Here is a 12,237-nt window from a genome sequence, read left to right as displayed (position 1 = left end):
AGACCGGGAAGAAAGTTTCCACGAGCAAGGAAAGGAAGGCCCAATTGTAAAAACTATACTCTAACTAATTACAAAAGAGCACTATGAACCTTAAATTGATGACATTGAGATATAAGCATAGAGAATCTAAAATCCGAACATCGTTCCGAACCTCAAAATCCATTGATCGCAGATGTTCTATATAAAAGAAAAGTACTGGAAAGTTGGGGACGTGGCATCGGACTAATGATAAACGAATGCAAAAGAGTAGAACTTCCGGAACCTGAATTTCATACAAACGGTAATTTCGTGTGGGTTATATTCCGATATGCTAACCAAGTTAGTGACCAAGTTAGTGACCAAGTTAGTGACCAAGTTAGTGACCAAGTTAAATCACTATTATCTATTATTGGTCAAGAAACATTATTGGTTACTGAAATAATGGAAAGACTTTCACTTAATCATCGCACTTATTTCCGCAAACATTATCTGAACCCAGCATTGCAAGCCGAACTAATTGCACCTAAATATCCAAAGCCAAATCATCCCAAACAGAGATATTACCTTACTGAGAAAGGGAAAGCCATTAAATTAACTTCAGATTAAAAAGAGATAATTTACCCGCTGGTTTAATAATATAAAACCAGCGGGGTTTCATATTAATCAATTTTTTGGTAAGTGAACGTTTCCGTTCCCAAAAGAGTTTCCGGTCCTTTATCATCAATAAAAGAGTGTTCAATCGTAAAAAGCGATGATGATAGCTCAATTATTTGAACTTCATACTCTTCACCAAATCCCCAATATAATAAAGTAAGTTTGTCATCTTTCAATATCCATTTTCCATAATTATCCCAATGATAAATTGATTCATCAATTAGCTTACAATAATTATGACATGTACCATCTTCGTATAGTTCAACAATATCATATTCATCAGAAATTGAATATTTCTTAATTTCTTTATCACCAGTATTGTCCTCACATTCATAACGAATCATTACCCATTTTCCAACCAATATTTCCTCACTCAGTTCTTTATCATCATCACTACAAGAAACCATCATTAAGGTCATACACACTACAAAGAATGTCATAAATGTAAATACATGCTTTTTCATTTGTTTGAAATTTATTATGCTATACCCTATTATAGCAATGATTAATACAAACGATACCTAGGGTTGTGTATCATTTATTCATGTTTATATACAATATTAGAGCAATACCTTATCCCTGTTAAAACATCTTCCAAATAAGCATAATAATAGTAACAGGAATAATTAATAACATATTTCGTTCCCTTTTCTTTACCTAATATACCCAAATCATCATTTACTACTCGTCCGAAACCAGAAGTAAGAGGAGCATAAAAGTATAATGTAAAAACATCGTTTCTCGTTATATTATAATCCACAGCTATCTTATCTTTATCTTTGGAATAATAAGCCGATAATTTTATATCTCTTCCCACACTCTGAACCTTCATCTCATCAAAATAAACAAATTCAGATCCCACTAGAGCGTAAGCACGAATATAATAAGTAGTACCAGCAGCCTCTTTAAGTTCACATGTTACTCTACCAGATTCTTTATTTGGATTCAAGGTACTACCTTCTGTCGAATCAAAAACTGTCGGATTCGGTTTTGTACTCCAACAATATCCCATTTGTCTCATTTTAGAAATATATTCCTTATCTAAAGTAAAATCAACAATAATTTTATCCTCATAAACTTCATATATCTTTGATTTTATTGTAGCAGATGGAATATTAGGCACATCGGGAGTAACCGGATCATCGGGGGTATCGGGATCATCCGGATCTACAGGTTTATCCGGATCTACAGGAGTGGATACTGATTTGACTTTTCGATAGGTCATAATGTAAGTATATTCCATACTGCCATCAGAAAAAATACCATGGTCTTCAAAAGAAAGTACAGACGAACTTAATTCTGTTATAGTTACAGTCCTTCTGCCTTCACCATAATAGAAAAGGGTTAAAGCATCTCCGCTCAACTTCCAGCGACCGGAATCATCCCAAGAGTCACAAAAATTACGGCAATAACCATCTTCCTGAAAATTTATAATATCGTATTCTTCAGATGTGCTGTAATGATCTTCTTCATATTCTTCATCATCTTCATAAATAACATGAGTTAAAACCCAATTACCGACTAAAAGAGACTCGTCATATGTATTTTCATGTTTATTATTACCTTCATCATCTTTACTACATGATAGCAAAGAAATAACTAAAGACATAAAAAACGACGCAATAAAATAGAATTTACACTTTCTCATTTTTATAGAATTATTATGCTACAACTTATATAAATGTTGTAGCGTTTGATTACTCAGTGATGACAATAAAAATTAGATTATTAAATAGCGTTATCATCAATCGTGAATGCACCTGATGATTTATATTCGTCAGTTGTAATATCGTATATACGATAGGTACCTTTTTGAGGACCTGTAAAAACCATTTCTACACGTCCTATATACCCACCATAACTGATATAATCACCTAAAGGAAATTGATACCTTATTGAAACCCAACATTCAGCCTTATTATCTCCTGTTTTTGTATAATCAAACGTCGATTCACCATAAGGAATAGCACCATTATTAATTACAGCAATAATATCACCTTGTGAGATAGCTACCTTAAAAATCAATTTAGACTTACTATTATAGAATTGAAAAGAATGTCCTTCTGCTATTTTTAAAGCATATCCATCTTTTTCATTTCCATAATCGTTATCCTCATCGTCAGAACATGATGTCCCCAAAAAAGAGACCAAAAGAATAAATAAGAAACCAATCAAATTCTTGTACATATTCATAATCTACGTGTATGTTTATTTACATTTAACATATTTTAGGCGCATCGACTCACCAACGTTGGCGAGTAAGGCTAGCTGGAGTTGGCGAATGAAAGTCGCTACCGTTAGCGAGATTGTATCGCCAATGCTAGCTAGCCATAGTCGCTAAAGAGGACGAGCCGATACATTGTTATTCTATTTCAGGACGATCGCCGCCACCGCCTGATGGCTGACTACCAACATAGAGCAATACCGGAAATAGATAAGTACGAGGTTCTTTCACCAGCTTGTTGCTTGACCCGTATTGGGTAACGATACTCAACGTGTATTCGCCATCTTCGAGGGTTGGCATCATGACGGTTAGTTCAGAAGGATTGTTATGAACTAGCAACGGACATTTCTGTGCAGTACCGCCTGTTTTTGTAAAGAAAATACCTATGCTGGCATCATCACCTGCCACTTTGATATTAGAGCCGCTGATAACGGCAGGGGCGGAAGAAGTGAGTTGGGTATTCATTTCGCCGGTGGTAGAATCGGTAATCGAATTGATGATTGGGCCCGTGACAGCAGGGCGGGTTTCAATCACTACGTTTTTCAATGTGTCACGCAGTAATTTACCGGGTACATAACTGGCGGTGAGTTTGTTTTTAGAAGGGTCGAAAGCTGCTTTTTCACCTTCGAAAGGACCTGTGAGGTTCGCCATGTACTGGCCTACACCGTCAACAACGCTTTTACCTTCGGCAATAGCCGTTACCTTTTCCTGATCGCCCATGCCCAGGATATACTCGATTGTATCCAATCGCAATTCAGAACCTCTTGCCAGGATGCGTTCGGCAATCTGATGGTTTCGTACTGTTCCTGTAATACGGGGCTTCGCTGTGTAATCGCCTTTTCGCTCCGTGACGGCGTTGTCGTAAAGATCGGCAGTCAAAATGATTTTTTCAGCCATAATAATAAATAATTAAGCCTGTTGGTTGGACAAGGCGTTACCTGTGTGATCAGTAACCTTATTTGTGAAATAAGGTATCAGTTTATCTTATGATTATCATAACAGAGAGTAACTTCCTCCCCTCTCGAGAGGGGGTAGGGGGTGTGTAAATTGTTGTACTAAAGCACGAACTACATAGATTGACGCGGATATTTAACTGTTTTATCTGTGATTTTCTATCTGGATAGTCTTTATTTAGAGTATTAACACACCCCCTGCCCCCTCTCAAGAGGGGAAAAGATACCCTCCGCCCCGCTATGTCCATATCTCACCAAAAACTGCCTGAATCTCACCTTTTTGCCTAAATTGTCCCCCACCCACTTAATTATAAGCAGATAAGTTTGTCCTTGTTTAAATAAAATCCCTATATTTGCCCCGTCCCCACACTAGTATAAACTTTGTTTTTCACAGCTTGTATCAAACGGGACAAAACACCCTTATTTCACAAATAAGGTTACACCCTCACTCCTACCAGGACATCCAATCCTTTTGTAATAATCTCATTGGCTGAATTGAGTCTCGACTGATCGAGTGCAGCCAGATAGTGACGTGTCGTCCGCTCCGATGTATGTCCGAGTGCCTGGCTGATGATGGCTACCGGTGTGTCGTTATACAAAGCTGCCGTCGCCAGGTATGCCGAAAGACGTACGAGGTGAGGCAAACCGGGACGGAAAGGCGCAATCCAATCTCCACCAGACAACCGTTGTAATGGTGCAATGCCTGTTTATAGGCCTCATGTAGCCGTTCGCCTTCCGCCTTTTCGGGCAACACAGGAAAAAGATAGCGGCTGTCGGACAATACATATTTATCAAATAGCCGTTGCATGCCGGGAGTAATACCGACACGCACCAGAACCCCCGTCTTGCAACGGTTGTAGACCAGTTCATTATCGACGATATTATCGCGGGTAAGGTGTGCCAAATCGATGAACGGCATCCCGCAGGCAAGGAAGGAGAAAAGAGCGAAGTCCTTCGCTGCCTGTAATTCCGGTTCGGCAGAGAGGTCCATCCGAGCAATTTCTTCCATTGTCTGAATACGGAGGGCGCGTTTGGCCGTTTCCTCCTGCCGCAGGTTGAGGTGGGCAAAAGGCGAGAGGCGGTCGGCCGGCGCCAGTTCCTCACGGACAGCAGTGTGATAGATAGCACGGAAACTGCTGAGGTAACTGTTCACCGAATTTGTTTTCAGATGTCCCAGTGCCAGAAGCCAGTCATAAAACCGGTCTATCATACCAGGGGTTATCGCGTCAAACGAAAGTTTGTCGGTCCCCCAAAACCGCAGCAACCAGTTGGAGGAAGCGCGGTAAAGATCGGCGGTCGAATATTTGCCCGCCTTGCGTTTACGTTTCACCAACGCATCGGCGTAGGTGAAGAAGGTTGTTGTCATAAGCATAATAATAGTAACTATAGAAAGAATCTGAATTAAACCGTATTGTATATTAATTGAAAATTATACCTTTGTTGGTATAGTTTAATAATCAAAATATATTAATTATGAAAAACAAAGAAGAATTCCAATTAATCCAAAACAAGATTTATGAAATAAGAGGACGTAAAGTCATGATCGATAGCGACCTGGCTGAATTGTATCAAGTCGAAACACGCGTATTAAATCAAGCAGTAAAGCGTAATATAGATCGATTTCCCGAAGATTTCATGTTTCAATTAACAAGTCAGGAATGGGAGAATATGTCATCACAAATTGTGATGACATCACATACCAAACGCCCAAAATCAGCTATTCCATTTGTTTTTACCGAACATGGTGTAGTAATGCTGTCAAGTGTACTTCGCAGTAATATCGCTGTACAAACAAGTATTCTGATAACACGTGCTTTTGTTGCTATCCGACAATTAATAATTGATACTCCTGCAAATAAAGTACAGGAACTTCAACATGAATTGAAAGAACTAAAAGAATACATTGAAGAAGTATTTATTGATTACAACGATATAAACGAAGATACCCGTATACAACTGGAATTGATAAATAAAACATTAGCAGAATTGCAGGTACAAAACAAACTGTCCAATAAACCCCGTAACCCGATAGGATTTATTAAACCTAAATAACGAAATCTACAAAACGCATTCTATTCATATAAAACAAGCCTCCCGCCCTCTGAACGAGGGGCGAAGAGGCTTGCCAATTAAAAGAATAAACTGTTTGTTATTCAGTTATTGTAACCCGGTCGCCATTGAAAATGGACAGACCCAGTTTATTCATTATATATTTGATGGCCAATTGTGCTTTTACAGAATTACCCGCGCTGTCAATTGGAGGGGCAAAGGCTGAGATACCGAACAGGCCGGGCATCACTCCCATCACACCACCGCCTACACCTGTTTTTGCAGGGATACCGGAAGTGTACAACCAATCGCCGGTATGTTCGTAGAACCTACGGTGGCAATCAGCGAAGTAATCTTCGGTGACAATGAACCGTCGAATATCTGCTTTTTGGATACCGGGTTCAGGCCGTCGTTGGCAATCGTGCTCCGCAGACAGACAATTGGGCAGCTGTGATTCCCAGTGAACACTGACGGGTATACAGATCGAGCGACATATCCGGGTCATCGTAGATACGGTTGTAGTTCTTCAGCAACCAGGCAATGGAGCGGTTGTTGAAGTTGGTAGCCGATTCCGATTTGTACAATTCGTCGATCAGCTGGGGTGCACTGCCGCAAAGGTCGGTAATATTGGCAACGATGGCATCCCATTTCTTAGCCGAGTCGCCTATCGGCTGAACCATACTACAGGCAGTGATTGCACCGGCATTGACCAACGGAGTAGACGGATGGTCTTTCTCCAGCAGGATAGCCATGATGGAGTTGAAAGGCAGTCCGGTTGCATCGGCACCAATCATTTCCAACAGTTTTTGTGCACCGTACTGGCGCAATGCCAACACAGCGGTATGTACCTTTGAGACGGATTCTATACCGAAACGATATTCGGAATCGCCCAACTGGATAAGTGTTCCGTCCATCAGGCAGATACTGATACCGAACAAGTTCTTATCTATATTTGCCAGATAAGGAATGTAATCGGCATTCTTACCGCCTGTGTTCGTCTTGAACATTTCATAGGCTTCCTGGGCCACTTCTTTTATTTGTGAAACGGAAATCTTTTTATCCATACCCAAACAAATTATTTAGTTGATTTAGGACAGCCGGTATGAGTGAAGACAGAGCCTTTTACAGCCTGTTGTCTGTCCTGTGCGATACGGGTAGGGGTCGGATATTCCAATTTTTCCAGGTCGGTGATCGCATTGCTGATGTCGCCCAGCAACTGGTCTGCCATGTCACGGCTGAAGCCCTGACGGACAACGATACGCATAACTACCCAGTTTTCGAGGTTTTCAGGCAATGTATAAGCCGGAACCATCCATCCGCTCTGTTTCAGTTTATCCTGCAAATCGTACAGTGTCCATTTGGCAGTCTTAGCATATTCAGGTTTCAGATACCAGATAAACAATGGGTTGACAACTTCTTTGCTATAATTCTGGAACGGAGCCATCTTAGCAATTTCAGCATGCAGATAATCGGCAACAGCCATACTGTTCTGCTGTACTTCCTTGTAACCCTGGAATCCGAGACGGATGAACTGATAGTATTGTCCCAAAATCTGAGCGGCAGGACGAGAGAAGTTCAAACCGACCTGAGTGATGTTTGCACCTAAATAATTTACACTGAAAGACATGGAGCCCGGCAAGTATTTTTTATCTTTCCAGACAACCCAACCCAGACCTGGATATACCAGACCGAATTTATGTCCGGAAGTACTGATGGAAAGTACCCATTTCAGGCGGAAGTCCCATTTCAGTTCCGGTTTCAGGAACGGCAGGATGAAACCTCCGGAAGCGGCATCCACATGGATACAGATTTCGTAGCCTGTCTTTGCATTGTATGCGTCGAGAGCAGCGTCCAATGCTTCCACGTCATCGTTCAGACCTGTCCAGGTAACACCCTGGATGGGGACGATACAGATGGTGTTTTCATCACAATACTTCAGGGCTTCCTGCGGGTCGAGCGTGATGTGTTCCTGTGTCAGGGGCACCTGGCGCATTTCGATCTGCCACAGCTGGGCGAACTTTTCCCATACAACCTGGAAACCGGCAGAAATAACGAAGTTAGGTTTGTCGGTCGGTTTGCCTTGTGCGATTCTTCTTTCACGCCAGCGCAACCAGGCTGCAACACCACCCAACATACATGCTTCGGAAGAACCGATAGCCAAGGCTCCGGCTTTCCACTGTGCCTGTTCGGGGCTGTTCCACAGGTTAGCCATGATGTTGATACATTTAGCATTCATCACAGCAATACGCGGATACTCAGTTTCGTCGATATAGTTGATGTTGATTGCTTCGTTCATCAACTTTGTTGCATAATCATCCATCCAGGTGGTAACGAATGTAGCCAGGTTCAGACGGGGCTGTGTCTGGGCGAAAGTTTCGTCTTTTACCATCTGATAAGCAATCTCCGGAGTGGTCGGACCATCAGGGATTACATCTACTGGAGCGGGATGCAACATTGCATTCGAGCCAAAAATCGCGGTTTTGGCATCACCTTCTCTAAAACTTGAATCTTTCATGTCTTTTTGTTTTTAAATTATTAAGAATTGGCGCAACCGACATTCGTGCGTCGATTTGTAGTGCAAAAACAGCCTCTGAAAAGAATTGTTCTTCGATTTTGGTTAATGAGGGAATATTTGGGGTTTATTAAAACAATGTTATTTAAAATGAGAGAAAACAGTAATAAGTTCGTTAATGGCACACAGATGACAATTCTGTTAAAATGAACATTCAGCCATAAGAATTGTTTTTTGTCTTATAAAACAGCTATTTAATTATGAGAATAAAAACCGGACAGGGGACGATACCCCTTATTACATTAATAGGTATATGGTCGATTTCGGCGCTGAATGCGCTGCCGGGATTGGCAGTCTCTCCTATCCTGGGAAAATTGTCCGCCATATTCCCCCACTCGACGGAGCTGGATATACAAATGTTATCATCCCTGCCTTCGCTGCTGATTATACCTTTTATTATATTATCGGGGAAGCTGACGGAAAAGGTCAACAATATCTGGTTGTTACAAATCGGATTGAGCATCTTCGCCGTCAGCGGGGTATTGTATCTGCTGTCAACCAAGATGTGGCAGCTGATTGCAGTGAGCGCCTTGCTGGGCGTCGGTTCGGGACTGATCGTTCCTCTCTCTACCGGCTTAATTTCACGGTTTTTCGTCGGGGCATACCGGACAAAGCAGTTCGGTCTGAGTTCTGCCATCACCAACGTTACACTGGTGCTGGCAACCATCCTGACCGGTTATTTGGCGGAGGTGAACTGGCATCTGCCGTTCCTGGTTTATCTATTTCCGTTGATATCGATCGTACTGTCGTTCTATCTGAAAAAGAATATCGATCCCCTACCCGTCCATGCAACAGTTTCGGAGAAAGACAAAACTGTTACTGCTGATCCCGCATTCGGAAAACTGGGCATACAGGTTAAACACCTGATGCAGATCATGGGGTTCTACGGGTTGGCGACTTATTTGGTCATTATAGTCAGCTTCAACCTGCCCTTCCTGATGAAAGAATACCATTTCACCAGCGGTAATTCAGGTATCATGATCTCGCTGTTTTTCCTGGCTATCATGGCTCCGGGATTTATCTTGAACCAGATCGTCGACCTCCTGGGCAAAAAGACGAAATTCTATTGTTTGCTCTCGATCGCTCTAGGTATGCTACTGATCCTGATTTCAAGAACGGAATGGCTGATCGGCTTAGGCTGTATCTTTACCGGATTTGCCTATGGCGTTATCCAGCCAATCGCTTACGACAAGACGACCCGCACGGCTATTCCATCGAAAGTAACGCTGGCACTGGCTTTCGTGATGGCAATGAATTACCTGGCTATCCTGTTATGCCCGTTTATTATAAATGTATTCAAAGATATACTCCACATAGAAACACAACAGTTTGCCTTCATATTCAATATGATCATTGCACTGGCTGCTGCTGTTTGGGCTTATATCAAACAGGATTCGTTCCTGTTTAACGATAAAATATAAAAGAACGCTAAGCTTATGAAGAATAAAAAGACAGAAGCCAACCTGAGTATGATCGTATCCAAAACCTTCAGCGGTTTGAATGCGAATGCCCTCAAATATCTCCTACCCTTATGGATTGCTCCGCTGACAGGAGTTATGTTTCGTTGTGTATTCGCTGCCATTGTGTTCTGGATCATCAGTATATTCTGGAAACAGGACAAAATAACCCGACGGGAGAAGATAACCCTGTTCCTGCTGGGAGCGATCGGATTATATGGTTTCATGTTCTTTTATTTGCTTGGAGTCAGCAAAACAACACCGGTCTCCAGTTCGCTGTTCAGCAGCCTGCAACCGATTTGGGTATTCATCCTTTCCGTCATTTTCCTACGGGAACGTATTACGGCGATGAAAATAATCGGTATCGCGATCGGCTTGGGCGGCGCACTGCTCTGCATCCTGACGCAGAAAAGCGACGATTTGGCTTCCGATGCTTTTACGGGTAATATGCTCTGTTTGATCAGTTCTATAGCCTATGCTGCTTATCTGATCGTAAGCAATGTAGTATTGGGAAAAGTCAGTTCGCTCAATATGTTACGCTATAGTTTCCTCGGAGCAGCTGTTTCCTCTCTGATCGTGATGGCTTTTACCGGTTTCGACGGCCATCTGTTCAGTCATTTCGAATGGACGCCTTTCCTTGTCCTGATGTTTGTCCTTATCTTCCCCACCACAATCAGTTATCTACTCATTCCGATAGGCCTGAAATATCTGAGTACTACGCTGGTTGCCCTCTACGGCTACATTATATTGATTGTTGCCACCATCGTCTCCCTTTCCATCGGGCAGGACCGTTTCAGCTGGTATCAGATGATTGCCATCGCACTGATCTGTTCAAGCGTCTATTTCGTTGAAATAGCGGAAAGCAAGGATAAAAGATAATTTTTTTCTCTTTCTTTGTAACAACTTATTCTTTGTTCCCGTCTACCTTATGAAGCCTCTCCGAAGTGCGCACGAGGAAAGGCCGGAACAAACAGAATTAGTAATCATTTAATACAATAGAAAGATGAAACGATACTTTGTTATCCTGGCGCTGATCTTGATCTGCCAGGCAGGGAACAGCCAGACAATGAACCAACTGTTCAACGAGTTCTCGAAAATAGAACAGATCAACCATGTCAAAATAGGCAATATCACTATGAAACTTGCCAGCTTGTTCACTGAAACGATGGGGGTAAACGGCATCGAAGTCCTCGAGTTCGGCAGTTGCAACAGCGATGTAAAACAACGTTTCGAGAAAGCGATCAAGGAACTGAAAGACCCCGACTTCGAGACAATGGTCACCTCCAACGAAAAAGGTAGTCGCACAAAGGTCATGGTACGTATCGAAAAAGACATGATCCGCGAAATGGTAGTCCTCACCACCGGCAACAGCAATGCCCTGGTACGCATCAAAGGCAAGATCAAACCATCCGATATAGAAAAAGTGATGAAAGATCATGGGAATGGATGCTGAGAACTTCAAACGAAAGTTCCTCTCCTTCCACCCCAAGCTTTTCCGGATTGCCTACGCACTTGTTGAGAATAAAGCCGATGCAGAAGATATCCTTCAGGATGCTTACTTCAAATTATGGAACAAACGGGACGAACTGCCCGACATAGAGAACCCCGAAGCCTTCTGTGTCACCTTGGTCAAGAACCTCTCTCTCGATTTCCTCCGTTCCCCACGTGCCAACCGGCGGGAAGAAGAAATAGAAAGTGTATTTACGCTGGCAACCGATTCTTCACCGGAAAAGGAACTGGAAACGAAAGACAAGGAACAACAAATCCGGCAACTGATCAACCGTTTACCCGAAAACCAGCGGCAGGTACTCCGCCTCAGGGGAATCAACGATTGCTCGATGGATGAAATAGAACAGATAACCGGCCTGAATGCCGTAAACATACGTGTGCTGCTTTCCCGGGCACGAAAAGTAATCAGGGAACAATTCGAAAAATTATACGAATATGAACGATAAACAGATAGATGAATTAATCAACAAGGTCCTCCGGGAGGATCAAACGTTACCGGAAGGACTTTCCGAACGGTTGGAGCAGCAGATAGATGCCTGGGCCGCCGCCGAAAAGAAGGAGGCGATCCGTTCATCTTTCCGCCGCCGTTCTCTCTACTGGCTCAGCGGAGCCGCTGCCGTAGCACTGTTATGCATAGGCATCTTCCAGTTTACTACCCCCAATGAGGAACATCAACTGGCAGATACGTATACCAATCCGCAAGAAGCCGCCATTGCCGCCCAGAAAGCACTCGCTTTCATGTCTGTAAACCTGAATAAGGGAATCGAACAGGTGAACGAAGCCCAGCAGGAAATGAATAAAGTAAACGAAATACTGAATAAACATTTAAAAGATTAACAA

14 protein-coding genes and 1 pseudogene are annotated in these 12,237 nt (G+C 42.5%); 7 read left to right on the top strand and 8 right to left on the bottom strand.

Annotated features, from left to right (window positions below):
* Positions 1-111: 111 nt before the first annotated feature.
* Positions 112-585 carry a Fic family protein gene (locus DXA15_RS17945; RefSeq protein WP_369683078.1) on the top strand — a complete coding sequence of 158 codons (474 nt, stop codon included), beginning with the start codon at positions 112-114 and terminating at the stop codon, positions 583-585.
* Positions 586-638: 53 nt separating this feature from the next.
* Here DXA15_RS17945 and DXA15_RS17940 read toward each other — a convergent pair whose 3' ends face one another.
* The 6 genes from DXA15_RS17940 to DXA15_RS17920 form a co-directional block, all read right to left on the bottom strand.
* On the bottom strand, positions 639-1,097 hold the full coding sequence (locus DXA15_RS17940; protein WP_128134924.1) for a lipocalin family protein: 459 nt from the start codon (positions 1,095-1,097) through the stop codon (positions 639-641).
* Between the two features lie 74 nt (positions 1,098-1,171).
* Complete coding sequence (locus tag DXA15_RS17935) at positions 1,172-2,281, bottom strand: lipocalin family protein (RefSeq protein WP_128134923.1); 1,110 nt, start codon at positions 2,279-2,281, stop codon at positions 1,172-1,174.
* Positions 2,282-2,361: 80 nt separating this feature from the next.
* Positions 2,362-2,826: a hypothetical protein gene (locus DXA15_RS17930; protein WP_128134922.1), complete on the bottom strand. Its 465-nt coding sequence runs from the start codon at positions 2,824-2,826 to the stop codon at positions 2,362-2,364.
* Between the two features lie 169 nt (positions 2,827-2,995).
* Entirely contained in the window at positions 2,996-3,754 is a 759-nt protein-coding gene (locus DXA15_RS17925) for a DUF4469 domain-containing protein (protein WP_128134921.1), read from the bottom strand.
* A gap of 493 nt (positions 3,755-4,247) precedes the next feature.
* The gene (locus DXA15_RS26885; RefSeq protein ID WP_233567400.1) at positions 4,248-4,409 is read right to left on the bottom strand and encodes a hypothetical protein; all 162 of its coding nucleotides are present in this window, start codon (positions 4,407-4,409) and stop codon (positions 4,248-4,250) included.
* Positions 4,388-5,182, bottom strand: coding sequence for a site-specific integrase (locus DXA15_RS17920; RefSeq protein ID WP_233567399.1), 795 nt, complete (start codon positions 5,180-5,182; stop codon positions 4,388-4,390). The genes DXA15_RS26885 and DXA15_RS17920 overlap by 22 nt, the downstream gene beginning before the upstream one ends.
* Positions 5,183-5,283: 101 nt before the next feature.
* On the opposite strand from DXA15_RS17920, the gene DXA15_RS17915 reads away from it, so the two are divergent.
* Positions 5,284-5,862, top strand: a complete 579-nt coding sequence (locus DXA15_RS17915; RefSeq protein ID WP_128134920.1) for an ORF6N domain-containing protein — start codon at positions 5,284-5,286, stop codon at positions 5,860-5,862.
* A gap of 97 nt (positions 5,863-5,959) precedes the next feature.
* Here DXA15_RS17915 and glsA read toward each other — a convergent pair.
* A pseudogene (glsA, locus tag DXA15_RS17910) lies at positions 5,960-6,923 on the bottom strand (glutaminase A).
* Between the two features lie 11 nt (positions 6,924-6,934).
* Positions 6,935-8,374, bottom strand: coding sequence for a glutamate decarboxylase (locus DXA15_RS17905; protein WP_128134919.1), 1,440 nt, complete (start codon positions 8,372-8,374; stop codon positions 6,935-6,937).
* Positions 8,375-8,631: 257 nt separating this feature from the next.
* Between DXA15_RS17905 and DXA15_RS17900 the strand changes: the two genes are divergently transcribed.
* The 5 genes from DXA15_RS17900 (at position 8,632) to DXA15_RS17880 (ending at position 12,234) form a co-directional block, all read left to right on the top strand.
* Positions 8,632-9,852 (top strand): MFS transporter, encoded by a 1,221-nt coding sequence (locus DXA15_RS17900; RefSeq protein ID WP_128134918.1) that lies wholly within the window; start codon positions 8,632-8,634, stop codon positions 9,850-9,852.
* 15 nt (positions 9,853-9,867) lie between these two features.
* On the top strand, positions 9,868-10,767 hold the full coding sequence (locus DXA15_RS17895) for a DMT family transporter (protein WP_128134917.1): 900 nt from the start codon (positions 9,868-9,870) through the stop codon (positions 10,765-10,767).
* Between the two features lie 124 nt (positions 10,768-10,891).
* Positions 10,892-11,341 (top strand): DUF4252 domain-containing protein, encoded by a 450-nt coding sequence (locus tag DXA15_RS17890; protein WP_048314890.1) that lies wholly within the window; start codon positions 10,892-10,894, stop codon positions 11,339-11,341.
* Entirely contained in the window at positions 11,331-11,843 is a 513-nt protein-coding gene (locus DXA15_RS17885; RefSeq protein ID WP_128134925.1) for an RNA polymerase sigma factor, read from the top strand. Before DXA15_RS17890 ends, DXA15_RS17885 begins: the two co-directional genes overlap by 11 nt.
* Entirely contained in the window at positions 11,833-12,234 is a 402-nt protein-coding gene (locus tag DXA15_RS17880) for a hypothetical protein (RefSeq protein WP_128134916.1), read from the top strand. Before DXA15_RS17885 ends, DXA15_RS17880 begins: the two co-directional genes overlap by 11 nt.
* The last annotated feature ends 3 nt before the right edge of the window (positions 12,235-12,237 follow it).

The sequence above is a fragment of the Parabacteroides sp. AM58-2XD genome, from assembly GCF_003463685.1.
Taxonomy (GTDB): domain Bacteria; phylum Bacteroidota; class Bacteroidia; order Bacteroidales; family Tannerellaceae; genus Parabacteroides; species Parabacteroides segnis.
This window is presented reverse-complemented; position numbering and strand designations above follow the sequence as displayed.

What these genes read in the sequence shown, in the direction of transcription:
- DXA15_RS17890 (WP_048314890.1), top strand. Translation starts at nt 10,892, where the DNA reads ATGAAACGATACTTTGTTATCCTGGCGCTGATCTTGATCTGCCAGGCA.
- DXA15_RS17925 (WP_128134921.1), bottom strand. Translation starts at nt 3,754, where the DNA reads ATGGCTGAAAAAATCATTTTGACTGCCGATCTTTACGACAACGCCGTC.
- DXA15_RS17895 (WP_128134917.1), top strand. Translation starts at nt 9,868, where the DNA reads ATGAAGAATAAAAAGACAGAAGCCAACCTGAGTATGATCGTATCCAAA.
- DXA15_RS17940 (WP_128134924.1), bottom strand. Translation starts at nt 1,097, where the DNA reads ATGAAAAAGCATGTATTTACATTTATGACATTCTTTGTAGTGTGTATG.
- DXA15_RS17880 (WP_128134916.1), top strand. Translation starts at nt 11,833, where the DNA reads ATGAACGATAAACAGATAGATGAATTAATCAACAAGGTCCTCCGGGAG.
- DXA15_RS17915 (WP_128134920.1), top strand. Translation starts at nt 5,284, where the DNA reads ATGAAAAACAAAGAAGAATTCCAATTAATCCAAAACAAGATTTATGAA.
- DXA15_RS17905 (WP_128134919.1), bottom strand. Translation starts at nt 8,374, where the DNA reads ATGAAAGATTCAAGTTTTAGAGAAGGTGATGCCAAAACCGCGATTTTT.
- DXA15_RS17900 (WP_128134918.1), top strand. Translation starts at nt 8,632, where the DNA reads ATGAGAATAAAAACCGGACAGGGGACGATACCCCTTATTACATTAATA.
- DXA15_RS17920 (WP_233567399.1), bottom strand. Translation starts at nt 5,182, where the DNA reads ATGCTTATGACAACAACCTTCTTCACCTACGCCGATGCGTTGGTGAAA.
- DXA15_RS17885 (WP_128134925.1), top strand. Translation starts at nt 11,331, where the DNA reads ATGGATGCTGAGAACTTCAAACGAAAGTTCCTCTCCTTCCACCCCAAG.
- DXA15_RS17930 (WP_128134922.1), bottom strand. Translation starts at nt 2,826, where the DNA reads ATGAATATGTACAAGAATTTGATTGGTTTCTTATTTATTCTTTTGGTC.
- DXA15_RS17935 (WP_128134923.1), bottom strand. Translation starts at nt 2,281, where the DNA reads ATGAGAAAGTGTAAATTCTATTTTATTGCGTCGTTTTTTATGTCTTTA.